The following is a 25,099-nucleotide window of genomic DNA, read 5'->3' as shown; positions in this document are numbered from 1 at the left end:
CCCAAGGTTGTTTGCGGTCTGAGCGTTGTCATTCGGCGGTGAGGAAACCTGGTCACGCCCGGCACGGTCGCTCCCGACTCGCCGTCATGGTGGGCGCGCGGCTGCAGGGCAGTTCGAGCTTGTAGGCGTAGGCACCGCGGGTCAGATCGAAGGTGTTTGTCCCTTGGACGGCGAGTTCGCTGACCATCGCGGCTGTCAGCAGGTGCCCCGGCGAGTCGCGACCGTGACCCAGGTCGTAGGCCGCTCGGTAGGCGTAGTACGTGCGGTCGTGCCAGAAGCCGAACCACCCGGCGATCGGCGTTTCGTCCAGCCACAGCTCGTGCAATCGCGCGGTGCTGGACGGCTCGGCCGCGACGGCCTCGAACGTCCGGTCGACCACGCCGCCGTCGAACGGCGCCACGGCGTCCGGCCGGTCACCCCACTGCTGGGTATGCAGTTCGATGAAGGCCGGCAGGCGGGCGGCGAGCTGCGCCGAGGTGTCCGCGCAGGTGAGCCGGAGCTTGCCGAGCCGCCCGATCCTGCGGCGTTTTCGCCGCATGTCCCGCCGGTCGCTGACGCGTCGGACAACGTCGGGGTCTGTGAGGTCGAGGCGGAATACCGTCTCTGACGGCCGGAGCGTGGCGCCCAGCTCGGACATGGCGCGCAGCAGCGGTCCATCGGCGATCAGGTTGCTCAGCTCCAGCCGGGCGCCGAACTCCCGCTGACACGCGTCGATCGCCTCGGCCAGCCTGCCGATGTCGGGCCCGGGTCCGGTGAACGGCCCGTCCCCCACCTCGGCGACCTCGTGATAGTCGGCCCACGGCCAGGACAACGGGCGCAGGAGCGTCGTGCTGCCGTCCTGGTGCAACTGCAGGCCAACCACCAGGGTGGGCCGGTCGGTGCGTGTGATGCGGACCAGTACCGGGATCGTCCCCTCCGCCTCCGCCGCCTCACGAATCCACGCCCGCCACCAACCACTCGTCTGGAAAGGTGTCCGCACCGAGAGCCGGTGCGCGTCCAGGAAGTCCGTCGTCGCCCGGGCACCGTACTCGAACGCAACGGCATTCATCCGGTGTGTTCCTTCCACCGCAACGCCTGCTCGGTGTGGGCCGGCGGTACCGGTTTCAGGTCCCGGGCCCCGCTCATGACATTGCCTTGGCCACGTCCTCCACCGTGGTCCTGAACAGCCGCGCCACCGTCTCGATCGTGTCGTCCCCGGCGGTCGCGTCGATGCCCACTCCGCTGCCGAGATAGGAGTCGACCACCCCGACACTCAACGCGATGCTGCGGCTGAGCAGATCGTCCGTACGCGGCAGGCTGCCCGGGGGATACGACCGACGCAGGACGGCACGATCCGGCCGGCGCGTCCCGGAATCCGCCGGCGCCGGGCGCAGCTGGGACATGTTGGCGTAGTTGTGCTTGCCCGACCGGCTCAGGGTGATCGTGCCCAGTCGGGCTGCCACCTCGTCGGCCATGGCCGCGGAGGCGAAGGTGTACGCGAGCACCGTGGCGCAGTCTCCGTCCGGATCGTGCAGTCGGCGACGCGTCGCTCCGGGCAAGTCTCCGATCGCGTCCGCCAGCTTGTCCCGGTTGGCTCGCAACGTCCGCAGGATGTCAGGCAGTTTGCGCACCTGGGCGAGTGCGAACGCACCGGTCAACTCGTGCATCCGTAGATTCAGGCCGAACAGCGGCGGCCCATCGGTGACACCCTGCCGCAAGGGCGCGGCCCCGTGGTCGTGCAGGGCGAACGCCGTCTCGTACAGATCGTCGTCGTCGGTGAGCAGTATGCCGCCGTCGCCTGCCGTGAAGGTCTTGAAGACGTTGAGACTGAACGCGCCGAATCCACCGACCGTGCCCAGGTGCCGGCCGCGGTGCGTGCCACCACCGGACTGCGCACAGTCCTCCACGAGCAGCACCCCGTGCTCACGTGTGACGGCGTCCAGGGCGTCGAGGTCGCACGGCGCTCCGAGCATGTGGACGGCGATCACCGCCTTCGTGCGCGGGGTCATCTTCGCGGCCACATCCACCGGATCGAGAAGCAGGCTCTCGTCGATCTCGGCGAGCACCGGTTCGGCGCCCGTGTGGACGACCGCGGCGATCGAGGCGATGAAGGTGTAGCCCGGCACGATCACCTCGTCGCCCGGACCGATGCCGGCGGCCAGCAGCCCGGCGTACAGGGCACTGGTGCAGCTGTTCATGCCCAGGCAGTGGCGCGCACCAGTCAGGGCGCGGAATTCCTGCTCGAACCGTGAAACCTTCGACGGCAGCGCGGACCCGTCGTGGTCGTCGAATCGGTACCGGCTCAGCTCTCGCTCACGTACGACGCTCAGCACCTCGGCCTCCTCTTCCGGGCCGATACGGGAAACTCCTGGTCCTGCCATGGCGATCCCTCCTCTCGTGCGACTCTGTCCTGCTACCTGTGCCCGACCGCGGTCCGTGGTGGCTTCGACGACCCGGTGGCCAAGTCGCTCGGGACCAGATCCATCAGCAGCGCGTCCCGCCACGTACCGCGGTGGTGTTCGTACGCCCTCATCCGGCCGACTCGCCGGAAACCCACCTTCTCCAGGCATCGCACGGCAGCCGCGTTGTCGGCATTGGGCGCCGCGGTGATGCGGTGCCCGCCGCTGGTGAACACCGACCCGGCGAACAGTCTCAGCGCCCGTGTCCCGATCTCCCGGCCCCGGTCGGCCGCGTCGGACACGGCCAGTGCCGCGACCTGGATGTGGTCGAACTCCGGATCGGCCTCCTTGCGGTACTCCAGGAAACCGATGGGGCGATTCCGTTCGAGCATCACCAGGCAGCGTTCGTGCTGGAATCGGCTGAGCACCCCGTCGGTCGGTTCCAGCGCTCGCCACGCCAGCACGGCGGCGTCGCTGAACGTTCGGCGGAACAGCTCGATGTCCTCCGGAATCGCACGTCGCAGCCCGATACCGCTCTCGTCGACCTGGTCGTCCTCGACAACGGCGGCACCGGGCCGCACCGATGCCTGCTCGCCGGCCTCGATCAGGGTCTCCAGCAGGTCGACCAGCTCGGCGGCGTGCTCCGGCCGCGGGTCCGGCACGACGCGACATGTGGGCGCCGCGAACGCCTCGGCGGTCAGGAACGGATGGTTGCCCAGAACCAGCAAGGGGCGTCCCGTGTCCAGGGCGAGACCGATCTCGGTGAGCGTGCCGTAACGTCCTTCGAACGCGATCATGCCGTCGCCGCACCAGTTGAGGATGTTGCTCCGGGCCAAGTCCATCGACGTGGGCAGGGCCCAGGTGGTCCCGTCCTCGGCGTCGGACAGACGGTTCCACTTCAACAACGCGAGTGTGTCGCCGCCGACCGCCTGGCAGCCCCTGTTGGCCGCGGCCGCCACGCCTCCCTCGCCGCCGCTCACCAGGCCGTAACCGCGCTGAGCGAGCTCCTTGCCGATCATCTCCGCCAGCCGGAGGACGTCGGCTCCCGCATTGCCGGGCCGGCCCCCGAGGACCGCGATCGCGCGTCGGCGGGTCATTTGGCCATCTCCCGGTGACCGGCTTGCCGCATACTCCACTCCAGTTGGTCCAGTTCGATCAGCACGTCAGCCGGTCGGACACCGGACGCGCACGGCGCCGGGCAGCCGGTGTAGTAGCGCCGGCAGGTGCCGTTCGGCTTCATGTAGGAACAAGACAGCGCGACCGCGCTCTGCACGATCCGCGAGACCTCAGGGGCCGCCATCGGTGACCAGATGTCACCGGCAGTCGCCAGGTACAGCGTCACCACCGGGCAACCGAGTGCGGCCGCCAGGTGGGCTGCCAGCGTGTCGTTGCTGACCAGCACGTCCAGTCCGGCGATCCAGTCACGGAGGGCTTCGAGCGAGTTCAGGAACACCGTGTCGCTGACACCCGGCGCCGACGACAGCCGCCGTGCCAGTACCTGCTCGCCCTCTGCGAGGCCGACCGCGACTTCGACGTCGAGCCCTCGGTCGTCCAGCCGCGTGATCAGAGTCGACCACTCGTCCGCGGGCCAACGTTTGACCGCGGCACTGGCACCGACGTAGCAGCCGGCCACGCCGGGGCGTGGTTGTCGCCGGTCGGTGAGCCAGGCCGGGTTCGGGTCGACAGGGACATTGTGCGCACGTAGGAGTCCGGCGGCCTGTTCACCGAAGGGCAGCCGTTGCGGCCGTTCGCCGAGTTCGTGCAGATCCCAGCACTCGACTCCTCTTTCAGTGGCGTCCGCCCGGAACTCGAAGTAGTTTCCGTCCTCTTCGGCAGACTCCATTCTCAGGTTGACGACCAGTGTCACACCGTTGCGGTCGAGGAAGTCCCAAAGTTCCTCCCGGTGAGCCGGCAGGAACCGTCGCCACAGGGCCGGAAAGGTCCCGGAGGCACCCTGCATGCCGACTGCCCTGCGTACCCATTCGGTGTCGAGTGCGATGTTCGGTGCCATGAAGTAGCGCAAACCCGGATGAGCCCGCTCGAACGCCGCCAGCAGTGGCGCCGCAATTATTCCATTGCCTACGCCTTCGTTTATGACGACCATTGCCGTACGCATTCAGCCGTCGGCTCCCGATCGCGCACTGAGACGGCCCAGGAGCCGAGGGGTGGCAAGTTGGTCCTGAAAGTCGGGCTCGTTGCGCACCCGCTCGATGGCGGGACGAAGGTCCAAGAGGTAACGCACCGAGTCCACTTCCTTGCAGCCGACTCCCAGTTTCTTCGCCATACGGGCGTAGAGTTTCCGCGCGGGATGGTTGTCCGGCTCGGTCTCGCCTTCGGCGAACTCGTAGCCTCGCCGCATCGCCTCAACGAAGCCTGCGGCTACCAGAAGTGCACCGATGCCCCGGCTGCCGCGAAGGGACTCGGTCACATAGACGTCGTGCACATAGGCCACATTGTCGGCGAACTGGAGGTTGGGAAGAGGATCGACCATCACCAGACCCACGGCGGTGCCCTCTTCGACCGCCATGATCTGGAAGCTCGCCTCCTGGCCGACAATGCCCTCGAAGAAGGTGCGGGTACTGGCCAGATCGACCTCCTTTCCGCAGTCATGCTGCTGCTCGACAATCAGAGGCATCAGCATGTCCAGTTGATCCTTGCTCACCACAACCGTTTCCAGACCCATGTGTTCTCCATCCTCCTGTGGTGATTCCATCGATCGGCTGGTCCCGTACCAGGGCTGACGTACCTTCAGCTACGGTTTTCCGCATTCTTGAAATGCAGGTACAGCTCATGGGCAGCGCTCCGCAGATCGCGCGGGCCCGGCCGGGGCCGCGTCGGGAGCGCCGCGTCCAGAGCGGACATGTCGGCGCAGGTCCAGTACTGATAACGGCCGATGTGGGGGTTCGGCACCAACCGCACGTTCAGCGGTGCCTCCGCGAACTCCGCACACCAGCGGAGCAACTCGGCGAAGCTGGTCGCGTGGCCCGATCCGAGGTTGAAGATGCCGGAGGGCGATGCGGGATCAGCCATGAGGACGCACGTCTGCGCGACTGTGGCGACGGGAACATAGTCCCGGCACGCCTCCAAGGTATCGGCGAAGACCCTGAGCGGTTCCTGCCGCGCGGTTGCGAGGAGCAGCTGGCCGATGATGGAAGCCATCGACTTCTTGTGCCGCTCCCCGGTACCGAAGACGTTGGTGAACCGCAGGCCCGCCCATCCCGGTTCGCCGTCGACATCGAACCGCGTGGTCATGCGCGCGTCGAACAAGGCCTTCGAGCGGGCGTAGGCATTCAGCGGGCCGGAGCACGCCGAAGACCCCCATGCCGATTCCGGCAGGGGCCGCCGGTCGGCGATCTCGCCGTAGACGCTTGACGAGGACGCGTAGACGAAACGCGTGCCGCTGCGCTCACAGCTCTCCGCCAGCGCCGCGGGCCCGGTGACGTTCGTCTGCTCCAGGGCCTGCCAGTTCTCCTCGACGGTGCTGCTGATCGCGCCGAGGTGCACCACTGCTGCGAACTGCCCGGCATCCACGGCGTGGAGGATCGCCGGGTCGTCGAACGAACCGGTGTGGACGGTGGTGTCCCGGCACACGTCGGCCGGCGGCGTGGCGAGGTCCACCGTGGTCACCAGGTACCCGGCGTTCAGACAGGCCCGTGCCACGTGCCTCCCGATGAACCCGGCCGCTCCGGTGACGAGCACGCTCCGTTGGCTCACGCCTGCCGTCCTTGTGGTCCGGTCCGCGTTGGCCGAGGCGGAGAGGCCGTGCGGAAGTGAAGGGGATGGGGATTCGTCATCACCGTGTCCGTGCCGCATCGATCAGCGACGACGTCGACCAGCCGGCGACGAAGGGGACGACGACGGTCCGTCCGCCCAGGGAGCTGACCAGTGCGTCTTCCGGAATCTGCATCCCCGAGTAGTCGCCGCCCTTGACCCAGATCGCGGGTCGCAGCGCGCGTATGGCCGCTTCAGGAGTGTCCTCTTCGAACACCAGGACGGCGTCCACGGATGCGAGTGCTGCGAGCACCTGAGCGCGTTGTGCCGCCGGCACGATCGGGCGCGACGGGCCTTTCAGCCTGGACAGCGAATCGTCGCTGTTCAGACAGACGATCAGGCAGTCACCCAGTTCGCGCGCCTGTTCGAGGAGCCGGACATGTCCTGCGTGCAACAGGTCGAAACAGCCACCGGCGGCGACCACAGTACCGCCACTGGCGCGGACCGCGTCGGCGAGTTCGATCGCGCCTTGAGTGCCCGTCGCGAGCCCGGCGCTCGAAAGCCCCGCCCTGGGCGAGCCGCCGTCGGACGGGTGGGCCACGGTCCTGGGACCACCTGCCGCGACGTACGCCGAGGCCGCCTCTACCGCCGATGCCACCGCTTCGCTGGGCAACTTGCCGCAGGCCATCATGAGGGCGAGGTGACCGGCGAAGAAGTCGCCGGCACCACAGGGGTCGGCCTTCAGTCCCGCGGCAACCTTCGTGGGTACGACCAGCGGCGGCAGATCCGCGTCGGCGAGCAGGACAGCGCCATGCTCGTGCCGGGTGAGCGCCACCTGGACCGGCCCCCACTCGCGTCCTACGGCACGTGCCGCTTCGACGTCGTCGGACAACGTGTCGCCGCCTGTGAAGGAGGCGATCACCCGGGCTTCCCGGCTGTTCGGCGTCACGACCGCGGTATGGGCGACCGGCACCGTACCGCGCGGATGCGGATCCCAGACCAACGGGGTTCTCCGGGCCGCCTCAGCGAGTACGGCACGCAGGCCGGTGTGTGCGGCGACTCCTCGACCGTAATCGGACACCAGGACGCCGTCGGCCTCGATCAGCACGCGCCGTGCGGCGGCGAGTGCAGTGTCGCCCTCCCGCCCGACCGGCGGGCAGACATCGTGCTCGTCCAGCATCATCACGGTGCGCCCGGCGGCGCGGATCCGCGTTTTCACCGCGGTCGAGCCGTCCAGCCCGAGATCGACCACCGTCACTCGCGCTTCGTCCAGCAGTGTCCGCAGTTGGTCGCCCACCGCGTCCTGGCCGAGCGCGGTGACCAGGGTGACCGGGTAGCCCTGTCCCGCGCTCAGTACAGCGGCCAGCGCGGCACCACCGGGGCGTGCGTGCGTGGTGCCGCCGGTGACCACCAGGGCCGGCTCGTCGGACGCGACCCGCTCCACACGGCCGATGTGGTCGCGGTCGAGGAAGGCGTCGCCGACCACCACAAGGTTCGTACCGTCTCCACGTGCCGCACCAGGCCGTCGTTCCCCTGCCGGCTCCGATGACGAGGCGGACGAGGGCGGCGGCACCGACGGGGTGGAACCGACGGCGTGCGTGGCAGTGTCGTCCTTGGCGGAGACGGCGGAGACGGCGGCGACGGCGGCGTCCATGGCAGCACACATCAGGTGAATCACGACGAGGTGACATTCCTGCACCGTGGACAGCGCCTGCGCCTCCACGGTCACCGCTTCGTCCACCACCGTTGCCAACGGGTTGGGTACCGGTCCCGTCAGAGCCCAGGTCACCGCGCCGACCTCACGCGCGGCCTCCACGGCGCGCAACAGGTTTGCGCTGCGGCCGGAGCCCGACATGAGCAGCACGATGTCGCCGGGCCGGGCGTGCGCCCGGACCTGCCGGGCGAAGACCTGCTCGTAGCCGTAATCGTTGCTGATCGCGGTGACCGAAGACGTCTCGGCGTGCAGCGACAACGCGGACATCGGCTCGCGTTCCGCCTGGAATCGGCCCACGAGTTCAGCCGTCAGGTGTTGGGCCTGCGCCGCGGACCCGCCGTTGCCGGCCACCAGCAGACGCCGGCCGTCGCCGCCCAGCCGAGCCAGCCGTGCCCCCCAGTCGACGACCCGGGAAAGATTGAGCTCGGGCAGGGCCGTGGTGAGCTGTTTCAGGTAGGACGTAGCGGTCGAGGTGTCGGCCGTCATGCCGGTGCTCCTCCTGTTGGGCGGCCCAGGAAGTCGTTGAGTTCGATGGTGTGGCAATCGGGGTCGGCCACGAACGCCACCGTCTCCTGCTCGATTCGGTGCGGTTCGGTGACCACTCGGTAGCCGAGTGCGCGAATGTGTTCCACCAGTGCCGAAACGTCGGCGACGCGGAACGCGACATGCTGCGTAGGGTGCGGCGTGGGCACGAGGTTTCGCTCTTGCCACAGTTCCACGCCCGCTGGTCTGCCGCCCGGCGCCATCTGCAGGATGACCCGATCGGCCAGTTCGTAGCGCACAACGATCGACAGCCCGAGGGCCTCCGCATAGAACCGTTCGGCGATGTCGATGTCCGCCACGTCCAGCCTGATGTGGTCGAAGGCCGTGACCGAGGTGCATGCATGGGCACGGCCCAGCGACTTGCCGGCCACGTCGCGACCTTCCTTCAGGAGTGACGAAGTCTCTCCGTCTGATACGTCCGCATCCGATTTCACGGAGCTCAAGTCACCCTCCGATTGTCACAGTGGTGTCCCTGAGGCACGAGGTCGGCAGACCGTATTCGGCCGAGCACGTTCCTGACGGAAGAGACGGGTCTCTTTTGCGCCAGTCAGCGGGACATTCAGGATGTGCCGTCTCGACACGGTGGCCAGAAAGAGCCAGGACTCCTGAGGAAGGCCGCCGCCACGTCCGCCGCATCCCCTTCCCTCGTGATGCAAAAAGCACGCCGACCATGGCAGGCGAGCCCATTGTTCGCTGCCTGGGCACAACTCTAGGGAATCAAGGGGATTGCAGTTGACCAGAGTTGCGCGTTCCATGGCCGATGTTGCGGGTGATTGTAGGGGCCGCATGATGACACGGCCCGGTGTTCGCGCAGTTGAGACGGCATGTCGAGACGGCGTTCAGACTGAGGCGTGCCAGTGCCGGTGGGGCTGCTCGCCACGCGACCTCCACGGAAGGACGCCCTGCGGACATCCCCGGGCACTGCGGTCGCACGGGAAAGACATTCGCAATATCAGCCACGGACCGCGCAACTCCGGCCAACTGCAACCCGCTTGATTGCCTAGGGTTGGGCGTGGCCGGCTACCACAGTTGTCACGGCTGACGGATTCCATCAGGAATTCTGAGGCCCATCGGAACGCAGGCAGGCGGGGGTTGACAGGCACGGCCCCGGAACGGAGGATGCAGCTCGATATTCATTCCACCCCCAGGTGGAGAAACACGCGTCACTTCCAGGGAATTGGCGCGATTCCCTCGGTTCACAGCTTTCGACGTGCCCGCCTCACTCACCCGGATTTTCGCGCCCGGTCACATCACACCCTCCGATCCGCAGGCCAGATGCACGGACCCGACGAACTCAGTAGGGAGAACTACTGTGTCGACACCTGATCTCCCCGCAGATCTCGCCGAATGGCAGTGGCCCACGGCACCGGACACCGAAGACCCGCATGGTCGGGTGGTGATTGTCGGAGGCGGGCTCGCCGGCCTCGAAGTGGCCCGGCACCTGGCCACTCTCGGTGTCGACGATGTCCTGGTCATCGAGGCTGGACCCGCGCGTGATCTGTTGCACATCAACTCCGCGCACAACCCCGATCAAGCGCTGCGCACCTTCCTCGATGCCGCCGACGACCCTCACTTCCAGCGTAGTTGGGCATCCGAATCCGCCCCGCACTACGCCGTCAACGCCGGTCTGCGGAAGCGCCTGGGTGGACGCTCACTGTATTGGTACGGCGCGTCCCTGCCGGTCGAGGAGTGGGCTCTGACCGACTGGCCGGAATCGGTTGCGACAGACCTGCGCGACTCCTGGCAGGGCGGTGTACCGCTCTACGAGCGGGTCGCGGCAGACCTCGGAGTGGATCCGAGCCGACTCGACTCACAGGAACCGGTGCTGAAGGTCGGAGACTTCCGCCTCGTGCGCACCCCGCGGGCCGAAACCCGTTTCGGTGACGACGGCCGCTGGTACGCCTACTCGCCGCTGGACCACTGGCGGCACCCGGTAACGGGCGCCGCGTTGGACGGCCCGCGCGGTATCCGGTTCCTGTGCGACACCGAAGTCCTCTCGGCTGACATCAAAGACGGGCGGGCCTGTGGCGTCCACGTCCGGGAAAGCGGCACGAACGCCAAGGGCCGCCGGATCGCCGCCGACTCGGTGGTCCTGGCCGCCGGGACCATCGAGAGCAGCAGACTGGCCATCCAAGCGCTGTGTGCGATCGACCCGAGCCGCCCGCCCCGGCTGGCCGGGCTCACTGACCACATCGTCCAGGGCTTCTTTCTGCGGGTGCGCGACTCGGGCGACGACAGGGCGCCTCGTGGCCTGTCAGATGTCACACCCGGCTCGTATGTGACTGCGTGCAAGGACGAAACCCGGTCGAACCTGTTCATCACGGTTGAACGGCCCGAGCCCGGCCTCCTTCTGTTCGACGTACGGCTCACCGGGGAGCAGATGCCCGGCACCGGTAGTCACGTCACATGCGAGCCGACCGGCACATACCCGTGGCGTACAACCGTCACCGCGGACCTGGCCCACGCCGACCGGGGTGTCATCGAACGCCAGCGCGAGGTGCTGGAAGAGGTCTGGAACCAGCTGGCCGCCGGGTTCGGTCTCACCGCTACGCCTCTGGCTTTCGACGACTTCGACCACCCGGTTCGAACCAACGCGTTCGTGCTGCCGGAGTCGATCGGCGCGGAGACGTCCGAAGGGCCCTTCACGTGGTCAAGCCCGCTGGGTACCGAGGACCACGAGGGTTGCACGCTGCCGCTGGGGGGCGTACTCGACGAACGCCACGCGTTCGCCGCCGTCCCGGGTCTCTACGCCTGCGGGCCGGCGACCTTTCCCCGCATGGGTGCTGCCAACCCCTCGCTCACCACCCTGGCTCTCGCGCGTCGACTGGCCCATGTCCTGGCCGCCACTCACGGCCGGCAGCCGCACCTGGTGACATCAGAGGCGGACGCGTGATGCTCACGGACAAGCGCGTCCTGGTCACCGGAGCCTCGAAGGACATCGGCCGGGGCATCGCGCTCGACCTGGCCAAGCACGGAGCCACCGTCGTCGGCACTTACCACACTGGCGCGTCCGACGCGGAGGAACTCCTTGCTCTCGGCATCAAGGAGATGGTGCACCTCAACCACCTGAACCGGGAGGAATCAGCGGCCACGCTCAGCCGACTGGCCGACAGCGGCCCGTTCCACGGGATCGTGAACAACGCCGCAGTGATCGAGTTTGCCTCCTGGGAGTCCAGCCTGGACTCGTGGGACCGCGTGCTGGACGTCAACCTCCGGGGCCCGCTGGCCACCGCGATCGCGCTCGCCCCCGGCATGCCGCCCGACAGCTCAATCGTCAACATCTCCAGCACGGCCGGGACGACAGGCTCCTTCACCTCCCTCGCCTACTCCGCGAGCAAGGCCGCGCTCACCAACCTGACGAAGAGCCTCGCCAACGTGCTCGGGCCGTCCGGAATCCGCGTCAACGCCGTCTCGCCCTGCTACATCGATGCCGACGCACCCGCGGAATCAGCCGAACTGACTCCCCTGCGGCGCAATGGTGTACCGAACGACATCGCCTCGGTGGTGGCGTTCCTGCTCACCGACGGGGCTCGCTTCGTCACCGGAACGGAAATCACGGTGGATGGTGGCTACACGGCTGCGGACGCTCTCGCGAAACGTGCGTATGAGGCGGACTGACTGATCCGCTGCCGACAACCCGTCAAGCGCGGACGCCGTGGTCGCCGACATGGGTACCTCGACCCCGCTCGGGTCGTGCACCGCTTGCGAGCACGGCGGCTGGATCGCAGCCGAGAAGCCGCAGTCATCTCCGTCCGTGGGGCGTGGACGCGTGCGGGCTCTCCAGACGTGGGTCCGGTCCGGCCGGCCGTGGTGGTGGGTGCAGGCGTCGGCGAAGTACTGACGACGCGCGATCAGGACGATCGGCTCGAAGCACTCGGACCGTGGCTGTCGTCGTCTCTCACCGTCCCGCGTCCGATGCCCAACGGCGCGGCGGCGGTCGTGAGTCCGGAGGCCGAGCCGGAATCGGTGGTCGCCAGAACCTCGACCACTATCCGGCCATGGCCAACGTGAAAACTGTCCCCCTCTCTGACCAGCTGATCAGCGGGTCCCGAGCAACAGGGGAGCCTCAACCGGGCATCGGACGGATCAGCTCCTGTCATCTCGGCTGGGCCACCAGGCGGACGTCGACCCTGGCCCGGGTCCCTGGGCGGTCTCCCGCTCCCATTCCACTGCCCCATCGCCACATACGAGCGCGTCTCGCCACCACCGTGGAAGCGGCGATCAGCAGCGCCTCCGCCACCCGGTGACACGTGCCACGACGACAGCGTGGGGCCGGCAGCCGTCGCCGGTCGATCGGGCCACGACACGGCTGAACTTTGCCCCTTTGCAAGTGACTTGACGAGACAGACAGTGGCAGACTGGCGGCACATTGAGGCTCCGGTTCAAGGCGAAGACTGGCAAAGTCATCCGTCTGCATCGGGAGCCTCGATCCGTGCGCACCGCACCCGTCGGAGATCTCCACCACTCGATAACCAGCGATCTCACCCACTCAACCAGACCGTGAGAACGCTCTCAGGTAGTGGGTGCCCGAGCAGTAGCTACCAGAAAGGCGACACGAAATGGCCGACCCCCGCGGCATCCCGCCTTGGAGTTCCCTGACCATCGAGAGGCGATTGATCCCTGATCAGGGACGTCTGACCTATCAACCACGCCAGGACTGGTTCACCATCGTGGCTCCTCTGCAAGGCTTATGCCAGTGTGAATACCCGGACGGTTCAGGCTGGCACCAGACCACACTCGCGTGCGGAGACACCTCTCGCCTCGTCGACAAGAGCGCGGTTCGGCTCTGGCGGCCGCGGTCGGGGAAACAACGAGTCGAGGTGGCGTTCATCGCCCTGCCCACGCAGCACTTTCGGTGCTACGCAGACAAACATCCGGAAGTCACCCTGCGTGATCTGTCGGCCCTGGAGACTCCACGGGTTTTCGACCCCGTGGCGGCGGCCATGGCCCCCGGTTTACTCCGCGCCCACCATGCGGGGGTGGGTGAGCACTACGCGTACAGAGCGGCGCATTACCTGACTGCCCATCTGCTCCACCCGCACCAGGACATGAAGTCGGAGACTCCGGGCCTGAATCCGGAGCGACTCCTCGCAGTGACCAACTACATGCACGACCACCTGGCGTCGCATATCACACTCGAAGACATGGCCAAAGAGGCCCTGCTCAGCCGCTACCACTTCGTACGCCAGTTCGCCGCCGCCACGGGAAAAACGCCCGTACAGTACTTGACCGAGTTACGTATCGAAACCGCGTGTCGTCTCCTCACCGCGAGCAACGAACTCATATCCCAGGTCGGCAGCCGCTGCGGCTTCCCCAATCCGGAGAACTTCGCCCGCGTCTTCAAGAAACACCTGGGCTGCTCACCGCTGCAGTACCGGCAGCGATCCCTTCCGGCCTGAGACTCCCGGAGCCATGTCCCCCGGTCACACCCTGTGGCGGTGAAGCGCTCCGGGACAGGCGGATCCGCCATCGATCCCGGAGCGCCTCAGCGGAAGCTGACCGGAAAATCGTAGCGGTCTCACTCGACGGGTTCCCTGGCCATGGACGGAGCCCAGCTGGGTTTCCCGTCCTGCGGGCTCCACCCGGGGTTGCGGAACACGCGACCGACCCGCTCGCTCCAACCGTCGGCCATCTTGACGTCCTTGGCGATGGCCATGTATTCGTGCGCGGCCACCTTCAGGGGGTTGTACGTCCGGATGTTCTTGGTCAGCCCGTAAACGGGCCGCTCGGTTTCCGCGACGAACGTTCCGAACAGCCGGTCCCAGACGATGAGGACCCCGCCGTAGTTGCGGTCCAGATAGCCGCCCTGGGACGCGTGGTGCACACGGTGGTGCGACGGCGTGTTGAAGGTGAACTCAAACCATCGGGGCATCTTGTCGATGCGCTCGGTGTGAACCCAGAACTGGTAGACGAGGTTCAAGGAGGAACAGAATGCCAGCACCGCCGGGTGCACACCGACAGCGACCATCGGGAGGAAGAAGAACCCGACGGTGAACGTCATCCAGGGTTGGCGCAGCGCGGTGGTCAGATTGAACTTCCGGCTGGAGTGGTGGACGACATGGCAGGCCCACAGAATCCGGATGACATGGTGGCTTCGGTGGGACCAGTAGGAGAAGAAGTCCTGCGCGATCAGCATCAGCGGAAGGGTCCACCACAGTAACGGCACCCGAAGCGGCGTCAGTTCGTAGATGAGGCTGTAGATCGCGACATCCTGGAACTTCCACAGGAAGCCGAAGAAGAGACTGCCGAGCCCCATGCTGACACTGGTCACCGCGTCCTTGGCCTCATATCCGGCGTCCTCCTCGTCGGGGTGCAACCGGACGAGGATGATTTCGACGACGGTTAGCAGAGCAAAGGCGGGTATGGACCAGAATACGACGTCGGGGAGGTTTGACATGGACAGGAATGATAGGCGGGCCTCCCGCTCGGGGGTTGACTCATGTTGCCCGTTCGGTGCCTGGTGTTGCTGCGGCAGTGCGGCCGCCCTTGGCTCCTCGAGCAGATGAGGGTGCGGGCGACGGAGCATCCGCGGTCTCGGCGGTCGAAGTGCCCCCACACCTACAAGATCCGGTACCGGTCGGCGGCCGGCAAGCAGATGTGAGGAGTCGGGGTTCGTGGTCCGCGACAAGGTCATTGGGCGTTTGACGGAGATCTACAATTGAGAAGAAGGCGGCACCGCGGTCTCAGTCGAAGGCGGAGCGCATCCAGAAGTACGGGTCGATGAGGTTCGAGGAGTACGTCGAGGAGTGGAGGCCGGGCAACGGCACCTGTCTGTCGCGTCGGTGCGACACCTCGACTCCCTCCTGGAGCACCATTTCCATCCGGCGCTCGCCAGCCGACGGATGAACTCTTTCGACCACAAGGTGGTTGACGGCTTCACCTCCGCCTCATGGAGCGCAACGGTGCGGGTCTGGCCACCCAGGCCAACGCCTTCGGCAAACTGCGCGCGATCCCTCCATGCTGATCGTCGACTTGATGAGCGGCTGTGGCCTCCGAAACGGGGAGGCGGCCGTGAACGTCAACCACACTGTTTGACAATTACTCCGGTACCAGCGAACACGGTGATTCGCAGGTCCGGTACCGCATCCCCCATCGGTGCCGGGCTGTTTACTACGGCTCTTATTGGGGCGGGCCACGGCCGTCCTCCGTCGGGAGTGCATCCCGCGCCCGACCTATGATCCCATCGCGGCCGCCCGCCCCGCCCATGCACTCGCGAGATGCGAAAAATCCGCGCCGCGACTATCTGTTTGATTTGGGCTTCGGTTCGGGCATGACGTGCTGGCGGCGCCTGCGGGACTGGAACGAGGCCGGCGTCTGGCAGCGGCTGCACGAGGTGCTGCTGGCGTAGCTGAACGCTGCCGCACGCCTGGACTGGTCCCGCTGTGTGGTCGACTCCTCCCACGTCAGAGCGTTAAAAGGGGGTTCCACACGGGCCCATCGCCGGTCGACCGGGGGCGGGCTGGCTCTAAACACCACGTGATCACCGACGGACGCGGCACCTCACTTGCCGTCTCGTTGACCGGCGGCAACCGCAACGACGTCACCCAGCTCCTGCCTTTGCTCGACGCAATCCCACCGATCCGCGGCCGGGTCGGTCGGCCCCGTCGCAGACCGGACTCGCTGTTCGGCGACCGCGGCTACGACCACGACATCTACCGCGACCAAGTCCGCGCCCGAGGCATCGTCCCGGCCATCGCTCGGCGCGGCACACCCCACGGCACCGGTTTGGGCACCTACCGGTGGGTGGTCGAGCGGACCATCGCGTGGCTGCACGGCTTCCGTCGCCTCCGCATCCGCTGGGAGAGACGAGCTGACATCCACGAAGCCTTCCTTAAACTCGCCTGCTGCCTGATCACCCACCGACAACTCAGGTCGTTGCGTTAGCCGCTGTAAGGCGCTGACCTGCGGGGTATTGCATGTGGCGTTACGGTTTGAGAGAGGCCGTTGAGGTGAGGAGGCCGGAAAGATGCTGGTGGAGTCGCTGACGGCGTTGGCTGCGGCTGGGGGCACTGCGGTGGTGCAGGCGGCGGGTACGGATGCATGGACTGGGTTCCGGCAGGCGGTCGCGCGCTGGTTCGGGAGGGGCGACGCTGAGTGGGAGCTGGCGGAGCTGGAGCGGCTCGACCAGACGGCAGCCGCCCTGCAGGTCGCTGACCCGGCTCAGGCTGAGCGGGCCCGTATCCGTGAGGAGGCCTCCTGGCAGGCCCGCATCGAGGCCGCACTGAAGCATCTGGACGAGGCGGAGCGTGACCAGGCCGCCGAGCAGCTTCGTTCTCTGTTGGCTGAGCACGTGCCAAAGGTTCAGGTGAGTGCCGGAGCGGGTGGGATGGCCGTGGGGGGGCATGTGGGGATCCGCGCTGACGGCGGCTCGATCGCGGCTGGGGTCATTCACGGGGGTGCGCAGATCGGCCCTCATCCGACGCCGGATCCACCTCAGGACTGAGCGGACCGGCAAGTGAAACCCCGGCAGCCGACGTTCTCGGTGTGCTAGGGAGTATTACGGCCAGCGATCACAGTATTGCCGCCGCGCGGATCGACAAGGTCACTTACTACGCCGCACCGCGGCCTCCCGTGACCTGGCCCCACCAGGTCGGCGCCCTGCCTCGGCCGGCTGGAAACTTCCAGGACCGCGCCACGGCCCGGCAACTGGAGCACTCGGGAGGCGGCGGCATCCAGGTCTTGGTAGGCCTGGGCGGAGTCGGGAAAACCCAGCTCGCTGCCCGTCACGCCCGGGCTCTGTTGCAGACGGGGCAGCTTGACCTGCTGGTATGGGTTACGGCTGCCAGCCGGGACGCGATCATCGCCAGCTATGCCCAGACTGCGGTCGAGGTACTTGGCGCCGAGCCCACCGACCCAGAGCCCGCAGCACGAGCATTCCTGGCCTGGCTGGAGCCCAAGCCTGGCATGACGCGCCGTTGGCTGGTGGTACTCGATGATCTTGCCGACCCAGCCGACCTGCGCGGCCTGTGGCCTCCGAGCAGCACGCACGGCAACACCCTGATCACTACCCGCCGCCGCGATGCCGCTCTCACTGGTCATGCCCGCCTGGTGCCGGTCGGCCTGTTCACGGTGGACGAGGCGACCTCCTATCTCACCACCGCTCTGGCCAGCCACGGCCGCCACGAGTCCATCGACCAGCTCGCCGGCCTCGCCGACAGCTTCGGGCACCTGCCGCTGGCACTAGCCCAAGCCGTTGCCTACCTCGTTGATACCGGTCTGGACTGCAGCGAGTATCGCGCGTTGCTTGCAGATCGTGACCGTGGCCTCACGAGTGCGCTGCCCGACCGCTCCGGACTGCCTGACGACCAGACCTCCACCGTCACCGCCGCGTGGTCACTGTCTCTGCAGCGCGCTGACCGGCTCCCGCCGGCAGGACTGGCCCGCCCCATGTTGCAGCTCGCCGCAATGCTTGACCCCAACGGCATCCCCGAACCCGTCCTGGTCAGTGAGCCAGCTCTCGCTTACCTCAGCCAGGACCGCACCATCGCGACCCTGGGGCAAGCACATGTCGTAGAGGTCACCGCCCAGGACGCTATTCAGGCGCTGCGGGCCCTGCATCGGCTCAGCCTGGTCGACCACACTCCTGGCAGCACCTGTCAAGCAGTCCGCATCCACCAGCTGGTCCAGCGTGCCATTCGAGAAAATCTCCTCGCTGACCAGCATGGCCAACTCGCTCGCACGGCCGCTGACGCCCTGATCGCTGCCTGGCCCGAGATCGAACGCGACGCCTCGCTTGCTCAGAGCCTCCGCGCCAACACCGAGGCGCTCATTCTCCATGCGAAAGATGCCTTGTACCAGTCCGATGCCCACCGAGTGCTTTTCCGTATTGGTAGGAGTCTCCGGGAGTGTGGCCAGGCCACGGCCGCACATGGCTACTACCAGCGCATGAGCGACACCATCCAGCGGTATCTGGGGCCCGATCATCCTGACACCCTTCGCACCAGGCACCACCTTGCCTCCATCAGGGGGGAGGCCGGGGATCCGGCCGGCGCGGCCATCGCTCTGGAACAGTTGCTTCCCGACGAGGAGCGGGTGCTGGGTTCGGATGACGCCATCGTCCTCGTCACGCGGGCCTCCCTCGCCAACTGGCGCGGGGTAGCGGGGGATGCGGTCGGCGCCGTCAGTGCCTTGGAGCAACTGCTCCCAAGTCTAGAGCGGGTGCTGGGATCGGACCGTCCAGCCACCCTCACTGCTCGGCATAATCTTGCGTACTGGCGAGGGGCGGCTGGAGATGCGGCTGGCGCTGCTGCCGCATTCGAGCAACTACTTAAAGACCGGGAGCGGTTGCTCGGACCCAACCACCCTGACACCCTCAGTACTCAGGGCCTTCTAGCCTGTTGGCGGGGGGAGGCCGGGGATGCGGCCGGTGCCGCTGCCGCCTTGGGGCACCTGCTGGCAGACAAGGAGCGGTTGCTCGGGCCCGACCACCCTGACACCCTCACTGCTCGGCATAATCTTGCGTACTGGCGAGGGGCGGCTGGAGATGCGGCCGGTGCCGCTGCCGCATTCGAGCAGCTACTCACGGACCAGGAGCGTGTGCTGGGGCCCGACCATCCCTACACCCTCACCGCCCGGTTCAGCCTTGCCCGTTGCCGAGCGTGGGCGGGGGACGTGGCTGGTGCCATCCGCGCCTCGAAGGAAGTGCTGCCCGACCAGGAGCGTGTGCTGGGGCCTGACCATCCCGACACGCTCAACACGCGGAACCACCTCGCTTACTGGCTAGCGGAGGCTGGGGATGCGGCTGGCGCCCTCACCGCCTTCGAAGAGCTACTCAAAGACCAGGAGCGTGCGCTCGGACGCGACCACCCTGACACCCTCGACACCTGGGACAACATCGCACGTCTGCGCAGGGAGGCTGGGGACATGGCCGGCCTCGTTGCTGCCTTGGAGCACCTTCTTTCAGGCCGAGAGCGTGTGCTGGGCGCCGACCATCGCGACACCCTCACCGCTCGTACACTCCTGACGTACTGGCGGGGGCGGTCTGGGGATGCGGCCGGAGCGGTTGTTGCGTTCGAGCGGCTGCTTGCAGACATGGAACGAGTGTTGGGGCCCGACCACCCCAACACGCTCACCCTCCGGGATCTCCTCGCCCGTGCGCGGTGGGAGGCTGGGGATGCGGCCGGAGCGGTTGTTGCGTTCGAGCGGCTGCTTGCAGACATGGAACGAGTGTTGGGGCCCGACCACCCCGACACCCTCACCCTCCGGAATTTCCTCGCTCGGTGGGGAAGAACATGAAGATCACCTGGTCTTTGATAGACAGGTGCCTGGCGGTCAGGCGTCTCAGGGTCGCCGATCCCAGGTGCGTCGTTCACGCCGCAGTAGCAGACGCTTCAGGCGGGCGGTCCCAGCCATCCACCTCATTGTGTTAGCGGTTGTAAAGCCACACAATGGAAGGAACTGGATCACGATGCAGGATCCCGACGCGGGCTTCGGGTGTACACCTTGAAGCTCCGCTGTCATGGCATCGTCGTCACCATAGTCGTCAAGCTCGTCGAGCACCCCGCCGCCCCCAGGGCGCAAGCGAGGCAACTGATCCACAGGAATTGACAATTCTCAGCCCCTGCACTGGGTGATCAACAAGACGCAGGAGGACAAGAACCGGAAGCGGTGTGCCCGTGTGCCGCACCACCGGACATGCAGCGCGCCGGCCGTACCTCGTGCGACGAGCACCCGTTCGCCTCCACCTACGAAGGTGGCACCCACCTCCCCGCCAACCCACGGGAAATCACCTGGGCAAAGGTCAGCGAGAATAAGGCCCAGGGCGGACGTATCACCGCATGGCGCGGCCAGATGTGCGTTCGGTCTGGCGTGGGGGCGTCACCGTGGATCGTGTCGGATGAGCTGTGGGACCGCCTGGAGCCGCTGCTGCGGCAGTGTGAGCGCCGCTTCCGTTGTCCGGGCCGTAAGCCGTTGCCGGACGCACCCCGTTCGCGATCTTGCTGACCGGCGGCAACTGCAGCGACGGCACCCAACTGCTGCCCCTGCTCGACGCGATCCCGCCGGCGTACTTGGCCTTGCCCTCGGTCTCCAGAGGGTTCGGCTGCTTGGACAGGCCCTACGACGTACGGATCACGGCTGATCCGACCCCCAATCCCACCAGACGTGAGACAGTTCAGGCCGGAGACGACGAGGAGGATGCGAAGAATGTCGACGTGGAACGGATTCGGCACCACGTATCGGGGCTTCAGCTACCCGAATCGTGACGGCAGCCACCACGCCACCCAGTGGGCCGTGCTGCTTTTTCTGCCGGTGATCCCCTTGCGTCGGCATCGCCTGACCGTCGGCGACTCGTCCTACACACAGTACGGGAACGGCAGTACCTCGGTCACCCACTACGCGGTGCACGAGGAGACGCCGCTCGTCGGCGGGGAGATACTGCGCACATATCTGACCTGGTGGGTCATCGGCCCGCTGATCGTTTTTGGGCCCCCCGCACTGGTGCTGTGGCTCTTCGGCGACACCAACGGATTCATGACCTATTTCCTCCTCCTGGCCAGCTGCGTCGCCTGGTGCATCTGGGTGGGCGCGGCTATGGAGAAGCGCAACCGCAGGGAGCGCGCGCTGCCTCCGGGGTAGCCGCTCCCTCTCCTTTGCAACGGCTGACGCACTGAGCTGAGTTGTCGGTGTGTGATCAGGCAGCAGGCGAGTTTGAGGAACGCTTCGTGGATGTCGGCTCTGCGTTCCCATCGGATCCGCAGACGTCGGAAGCCGTGCAGCCACGCGAAGCTTCTCTCGATCACCCAGCGGTAGGTACCCAGTCCGGTGCCGTGTCGTGTTCCGCGGCGGGCAATGGCCGGCACGATGCCGCGAGCGCGGACCTGGTCTCGGTAGATGTCGTGGTCGTAGCCACGGTCGGCGAAGAGCGAGTCGGGTTTGCGGCGCGGTCGTCCGACCCGGCCGCGGACCGGCGGGATCGCATCGAGCAAGGCCAGGAGCTGGGTGACGTCGTTGCGGTTGCCACCGGTCAGCAGGACGGCGAGCGGGGTGCCGTGTCCGTCGGTGATGAGGTGGTGTTTCGATCCTGCCCGGCCCCGGTCGACCGGCGAGGGGCCCGTGTGGCTCCCCCTTTTAGCGCCCTGACATGGGAAGAGCCGACCACTCAGCGGGACCAGTCCAGCCGCGAGGCTGCGTTCGGTTCGGTCAGCAGGACCTCGTGGAGCGGTTGCCACACGCCGGCCTCGTTCCAGTCCCGCAGCCGTCGCGACGCCGGTGTGCAGCACGTACAGGATCCCGCACAGCACCTCCCGGTCCGGTAATGCCTTGCGGTCGGGATACCGGAAGCGGCGCTCACGCTGCGGCAGCAGCGGCTCCAGGCGGTCCCACAGCTCATCCGACACGATCCACGGCGATGTCCCCACGCCGAGCCGAACGTTCAACTCCCGCCTCGGACACGGCAACCAATGCCGATCCATCTCATTTTGTTAGCCGTTGTCAGGACTGTCCCGAAATGCGGTGTCACGGCACCATCCCCAGAGGAGGAGGCATCGGATGTGACCTCGGCGCTTGCCTTCGGCGCTCGCCCTGGGAAGAGTTTCATCCGGTGGACGCCGTTCGGGGCGATGTCGTGCGAGCTAGGGCAGGGGCAGAGGATGTGCGTAGTGGATACGGCGGCCAAGGAGGCTGCCGTCGCTCGGTTCCTCCGCGAATACCCGCAGACAGGGCAAGTTGACGACCACCCCGCGCTTCTGGGCTGCACCGATGTCGCTTGGTCACAGATCCCCGGGTGCCCTGCCGGGCTCCCGGCCCTGCTCCGTGGTCTCCTCGATCAGGTGGCCGGCCCCGAGGCCCTGCGCGTTCTGGACAACGTCTTGCTGAACAGCGTCTTTCACGTGAGCCCCGCGATGTCGGCCGCCCTGCCCTTCCTGATCCGCCTGGCAGCCCTTCCTGACATCGCGGTGCGCTCCGGCCTGGTCGACCTTTTGGTCGTTGCCGCGGAGCTGTCTCAACTTGTCGACGCGGACAACGAACGCCAGGTCCTGCTGCTCGGCAACGAATGCGATCACCCCGAACGCGAATGGTGCAGGGCCGCCTTCGCTGCACACGCTTCCGCGCTGCGCGCCTTGTTGGCGGACGAGACTCTTCCGGGCGGGCTGATCAGCGGGGCCGACCGCGAGTGCCTGCTCAAGGCTATTGAGCCGCAGAGATACTCCTCCTAACCACCAGCAGGCCGGCACGGGTGCGGTGCGTGAAAAGATCTCGTGGTGTGAGACCTCCCTCCGCCGGAAGGACCTCCCCATGCGCCTGACGCGCACCGCAGCCCTGACCACCGCCACCGCGCTCGCCCTGCTGCTTCCCGCCGCCAACGCCCACGCCGCCGCCATCGCCTGCGGCGGATCCGTCTCCACCCAGGGCATCGCCGCCAACGGCTGCATCAGCGCCGAAAAGGGCAAGGAAGGACGTATCTACACCCGCGAGATCACAGCCCACGTCGTCTTGACCAACACCCGCCCCCACGCTGCCTACGTCGACTACGAAGCCTTCTTCCGCGTCGTCTCCGGCGGCCACTGGGTCAAAATCGGCAACGGACGCACCCTCGTCCCCCGCCGCACCACCACCGGCCCCACCGAAATCGGCAGCACCACCCGCGTCTGCTTCGTCGTCAACGCCAAAGTCGAGATCCGCGTCCACGTCAAACCCGCAGGAGGCGCCTGGAGCAACTGGACCGGCGCCGCGACCTCCCAGTGCCAGACCTGACCGCCACAGCGCCCTGCGCACGCCCGCCCCGAGCGTGGACGGGCACTGCCGCCCGCTCTCCGTGTTCGTCACTCCAGGCAGCGGGCGGACTGTGACATGTTCGGCTGACCCCAGCATTACCGGCGTCAGGGGCGCGGGTATGGCTCAGGCCGAGACAGGCGTACGGGACAGGGCGGTGCGCAGCGCGAAGACGCCGAGCAAGCCGCCTGACGCGAACCTCTGAGCGGTCATCACGCGGGGCCGGGCGGCCAGAAACCCCGACACCCGTGCTGCGCCCAGCATGATCAGAGCGTTCACGGAGATCCCCACGATGATCTGCACACCACCGAGCTGGAGCAGTTGCGCCCAGTCCGGGCCCGCCTGCGGATCCATGAACTGGGGCAGAAGAGCGGCGTACATGAGAGCGATCTTGGGGTTGAGCAGGTTGGTCAGGAGCCCCATCGAGAACAGGCGGGCGTCAGAGACCGGAGGCAGGTCCTGAGCCGGGGCGAAGGGTGAGCGGCCACCGGGCTTGAGCATGGCCCAGGCCAGGTGGGCCAGGTAGGCGGCCCCGGCGAGCTTGACCACCGTGAACGCCAGCGGCACGGCGGCGAACAACGCGGACAGGCCCGCGGCCGCGGCCAGCAGGTAGCACAGGAATCCCACGGCGGTCCCGCTCAGGCTGACCAGACCCGCCCTGCGGCCTTGAGTGATCGCGCGAGAGGCGAGGTGGATCATGTTCGGTCCCGGAGTCAGAGCCATGCCCAGTTCGACCAGGGCCACTCCCCCTACTGCGGCCAGACTGATCACCGGTCAACTCCTGATCGTTTGCCGGGTACCAGGTACCCGGAGTGGGGCGGCGCCCGGCTCGACGGGCGGCTGCGACGCATCGGCGGTGCCTGCATCGCCTGCCTCAGGATACGGCCCTGCCGTTCGGTGTCTCTGTGCACCCTGACTCCAGCCGGCCGACGACATCAACGACTGCAACCGGATCACCCACGCTCACGTCGACGCTCTCCGCGTGATCGGCCGGACAGGTCCTAGCGGGCAGAGCGGCATTGATCATGGCTAACCCCCGCGAGTGACTCCCCGGACCACGTCGAAACGACATCCGCGAACCGGCTCTGGCCCACTTCTTGTGGTGCGGTCACACGCTGTTCCCTTGGGTCGTCTACTGGGATGATCACCTCATGCTTCGAGCCATGGGGCTGAGCCTGTCATGAACGAGTGGTCGCCGGAGGTGCTGGAAGTCCTGGAGGCTTCTGGATGGACGGCGGGCAGGCGGGTCGACACGACGGGCTGGCGGTCCAGGTTCGAAGCGGTCGGGATCGTCATGCACGACGCTGCCGAGAGGTTCCTCCAGGAGTTCGGAGGGCTGACCGTGAGCATCGGCGGCCCGGGAATCAACCGCGCCCGGGAACCGTTCGAGCTGGAGCCGGAGCTGGCTTGGGGAGAGGATGACCGGTTCTCCGAATGGAGCGACTCGTTGGGGAGACGTCTCTTTCCGCTCGGCGAGCTCGATCACGGCCGATTCTTTCTCGGTATCGATGAGGACAGTGAGATCTACCTTGTCGAGACCTGGGTCGCCAGCTTCGGGCCGATGCCGCACGCCCTCGAAAATCTGATCCTCGGCGTGATGCCCCGCAGGATCGATGACGATCACAGACAGTCGGATCAGGCCCACTGATATGGTGATTTGGCGGGCAGCACTCGCTTGCGCAGGAGCTCGAATCCTGCGCGACCGAACATCTGGCGCTTGAGCATCTTGATCCGGTTGACATGGCCCTCGACGACACCGGAGTTCCACGGTTGGGAGAGTCCGGCGACGACGGCATCAAGGTCGCGTTCGAGGTGCTGGGCGAACCGGCTGAGACTGGGCAGGCCGGTAGCTGCTCTGGCGGATTCGATCCACTCCGGCAGTTGGTCGCCTTGCAGGTCGGTGACCATGGGGGCGAAGGCCCGCACGTGCTTGGCGAGGACGTCCAGCTGGGGGCAGTTGGCCAGCACGGCCTTGAGCTGGATCCGGTCGCTTTCGACCAGGGCGTCCGTGTGGGTCAGGAGCCAGCGGGTCACGGCGCGG

General features: G+C 67.0%; 20 protein-coding genes and 5 pseudogenes. 13 read left to right on the top strand and 12 right to left on the bottom strand.

Annotated features, from left to right (window positions below):
• Nucleotides 1-52: 52 nt before the first annotated feature.
• From ACZ41I_RS27240 to ACZ41I_RS27205, 8 genes are all read right to left on the bottom strand, one after another.
• Nucleotides 53-1,048, bottom strand: coding sequence for a GNAT family N-acetyltransferase (locus ACZ41I_RS27240; protein ID WP_399764956.1), 996 nt, complete (start codon nt 1,046-1,048; stop codon nt 53-55).
• A 73-nt stretch (nt 1,049-1,121) separates the two neighbouring features.
• The gene (locus tag ACZ41I_RS27235) at nt 1,122-2,360 is read right to left on the bottom strand and encodes a DegT/DnrJ/EryC1/StrS family aminotransferase (protein ID WP_468515270.1); all 1,239 of its coding nucleotides are present in this window, start codon (nt 2,358-2,360) and stop codon (nt 1,122-1,124) included.
• A 32-nt stretch (nt 2,361-2,392) separates the two neighbouring features.
• A complete protein-coding gene (locus ACZ41I_RS27230; protein WP_468515269.1) occupies nt 2,393-3,475 on the bottom strand; it encodes a GNAT family N-acetyltransferase in 1,083 nt (360 codons plus the stop codon).
• On the bottom strand, nt 3,472-4,494 hold the full coding sequence (locus tag ACZ41I_RS27225) for a glycosyltransferase family 9 protein (RefSeq protein WP_468515268.1): 1,023 nt from the start codon (nt 4,492-4,494) through the stop codon (nt 3,472-3,474). Before ACZ41I_RS27225 ends, ACZ41I_RS27230 begins: the two co-directional genes overlap by 4 nt.
• The gene (locus tag ACZ41I_RS27220) at nt 4,495-5,061 is read right to left on the bottom strand and encodes a GNAT family N-acetyltransferase (protein WP_399764944.1); all 567 of its coding nucleotides are present in this window, start codon (nt 5,059-5,061) and stop codon (nt 4,495-4,497) included.
• Between the two features lie 65 nt (nt 5,062-5,126).
• Nucleotides 5,127-6,191, bottom strand: a complete 1,065-nt coding sequence (locus ACZ41I_RS27215; RefSeq protein WP_468515267.1) for an NAD-dependent epimerase/dehydratase family protein — start codon at nt 6,189-6,191, stop codon at nt 5,127-5,129.
• Nucleotides 6,172-8,289: a PfkB family carbohydrate kinase gene (locus tag ACZ41I_RS27210; RefSeq protein ID WP_468515266.1), complete on the bottom strand. Its 2,118-nt coding sequence runs from the start codon at nt 8,287-8,289 to the stop codon at nt 6,172-6,174. Before ACZ41I_RS27210 ends, ACZ41I_RS27215 begins: the two co-directional genes overlap by 20 nt.
• Complete coding sequence (locus ACZ41I_RS27205) at nt 8,286-8,717, bottom strand: VOC family protein (RefSeq protein WP_399764935.1); 432 nt, start codon at nt 8,715-8,717, stop codon at nt 8,286-8,288. Before ACZ41I_RS27205 ends, ACZ41I_RS27210 begins: the two co-directional genes overlap by 4 nt.
• A gap of 1,025 nt (nt 8,718-9,742) precedes the next feature.
• On the opposite strand from ACZ41I_RS27205, the gene ACZ41I_RS27200 reads away from it, so the two are divergent.
• From ACZ41I_RS27200 to ACZ41I_RS27190, 3 genes are all read left to right on the top strand, one after another.
• Nucleotides 9,743-11,239 carry an FAD-dependent oxidoreductase gene (locus tag ACZ41I_RS27200; RefSeq protein WP_468515265.1) on the top strand — a complete coding sequence of 499 codons (1,497 nt, stop codon included), beginning with the start codon at nt 9,743-9,745 and terminating at the stop codon, nt 11,237-11,239.
• On the top strand, nt 11,239-11,964 hold the full coding sequence (locus ACZ41I_RS27195; protein WP_468515264.1) for an SDR family NAD(P)-dependent oxidoreductase: 726 nt from the start codon (nt 11,239-11,241) through the stop codon (nt 11,962-11,964). The genes ACZ41I_RS27200 and ACZ41I_RS27195 overlap by 1 nt, the downstream gene beginning before the upstream one ends.
• Before the next feature lie 941 nt (nt 11,965-12,905).
• Complete coding sequence (locus ACZ41I_RS27190) at nt 12,906-13,745, top strand: helix-turn-helix domain-containing protein (RefSeq protein WP_399764927.1); 840 nt, start codon at nt 12,906-12,908, stop codon at nt 13,743-13,745.
• A 119-nt stretch (nt 13,746-13,864) separates the two neighbouring features.
• On the opposite strand, the gene ACZ41I_RS27185 is transcribed toward ACZ41I_RS27190, so the two are convergent.
• Nucleotides 13,865-14,743: a sterol desaturase family protein gene (locus tag ACZ41I_RS27185; protein ID WP_468515263.1), complete on the bottom strand. Its 879-nt coding sequence runs from the start codon at nt 14,741-14,743 to the stop codon at nt 13,865-13,867.
• A 777-nt stretch (nt 14,744-15,520) separates the two neighbouring features.
• On the opposite strand from ACZ41I_RS27185, the pseudogene ACZ41I_RS27180 reads away from it, so the two are divergent.
• The 7 genes and pseudogenes from ACZ41I_RS27180 (at nt 15,521) to ACZ41I_RS27150 (ending at nt 20,922) form a co-directional block, all read left to right on the top strand.
• Nucleotides 15,521-16,230: pseudogene (locus ACZ41I_RS27180) on the top strand (IS5 family transposase).
• Nucleotides 16,231-16,312: 82 nt separating this feature from the next.
• Nucleotides 16,313-16,789 (top strand): hypothetical protein, encoded by a 477-nt coding sequence (locus ACZ41I_RS27175; protein WP_468515262.1) that lies wholly within the window; start codon nt 16,313-16,315, stop codon nt 16,787-16,789.
• A gap of 128 nt (nt 16,790-16,917) precedes the next feature.
• Entirely contained in the window at nt 16,918-19,581 is a 2,664-nt protein-coding gene (fxsT, locus tag ACZ41I_RS27170) for an FxSxx-COOH system tetratricopeptide repeat protein (RefSeq protein WP_468515261.1), read from the top strand.
• 399 nt (nt 19,582-19,980) lie between these two features.
• A pseudogene (locus ACZ41I_RS27165) lies at nt 19,981-20,064 on the top strand (NucA/NucB deoxyribonuclease domain-containing protein); the annotation flags it as partial.
• 72 nt (nt 20,065-20,136) lie between these two features.
• Nucleotides 20,137-20,265, top strand: a pseudogene (locus tag ACZ41I_RS27160) (IS5/IS1182 family transposase); the annotation flags it as partial.
• Nucleotides 20,259-20,348: pseudogene (locus ACZ41I_RS27155) on the top strand (IS5/IS1182 family transposase); the annotation flags it as partial. The pseudogenes ACZ41I_RS27160 and ACZ41I_RS27155, both read left to right, overlap by 7 nt.
• A gap of 142 nt (nt 20,349-20,490) precedes the next feature.
• A complete protein-coding gene (locus ACZ41I_RS27150; RefSeq protein WP_399775575.1) occupies nt 20,491-20,922 on the top strand; it encodes a hypothetical protein in 432 nt (143 codons plus the stop codon).
• Nucleotides 20,923-20,954: 32 nt separating this feature from the next.
• On the opposite strand, the pseudogene ACZ41I_RS27145 reads toward ACZ41I_RS27150, so the two are convergent.
• A pseudogene (locus ACZ41I_RS27145) lies at nt 20,955-21,743 on the bottom strand (IS5 family transposase); the annotation flags it as partial.
• A gap of 372 nt (nt 21,744-22,115) precedes the next feature.
• Here ACZ41I_RS27145 and ACZ41I_RS27140 point away from each other — a divergent pair.
• Together ACZ41I_RS27140 and ACZ41I_RS27135 are read left to right on the top strand one after the other, a co-directional pair.
• The gene (locus ACZ41I_RS27140; protein ID WP_468515260.1) at nt 22,116-22,502 is read left to right on the top strand and encodes a hypothetical protein; all 387 of its coding nucleotides are present in this window, start codon (nt 22,116-22,118) and stop codon (nt 22,500-22,502) included.
• Between the two features lie 79 nt (nt 22,503-22,581).
• Entirely contained in the window at nt 22,582-23,040 is a 459-nt protein-coding gene (locus ACZ41I_RS27135) for a hypothetical protein (protein WP_399764914.1), read from the top strand.
• A gap of 144 nt (nt 23,041-23,184) precedes the next feature.
• On the opposite strand, the gene ACZ41I_RS27130 is transcribed toward ACZ41I_RS27135, so the two are convergent.
• The gene (locus ACZ41I_RS27130) at nt 23,185-23,829 is read right to left on the bottom strand and encodes a LysE family translocator (protein ID WP_363217277.1); all 645 of its coding nucleotides are present in this window, start codon (nt 23,827-23,829) and stop codon (nt 23,185-23,187) included.
• Nucleotides 23,830-24,238: 409 nt separating this feature from the next.
• On the opposite strand from ACZ41I_RS27130, the gene ACZ41I_RS27125 reads away from it, so the two are divergent.
• Nucleotides 24,239-24,706, top strand: coding sequence for an SUKH-3 domain-containing protein (locus ACZ41I_RS27125; protein ID WP_468515259.1), 468 nt, complete (start codon nt 24,239-24,241; stop codon nt 24,704-24,706).
• Here the strand turns inward: ACZ41I_RS27125 and ACZ41I_RS27120 are convergent.
• Entirely contained in the window at nt 24,694-25,092 is a 399-nt protein-coding gene (locus tag ACZ41I_RS27120) for a transposase (protein WP_468515258.1), read from the bottom strand. The genes ACZ41I_RS27125 and ACZ41I_RS27120 overlap by 13 nt on opposite strands.
• Nucleotides 25,093-25,099 lie beyond the last annotated feature (7 nt).

This window comes from Streptomyces sp. NPDC030799, assembly GCF_055572255.1.
Note: the sequence above shows the minus strand (reverse complement) of the source record. Positions and strands in the feature narration are given on the sequence as shown.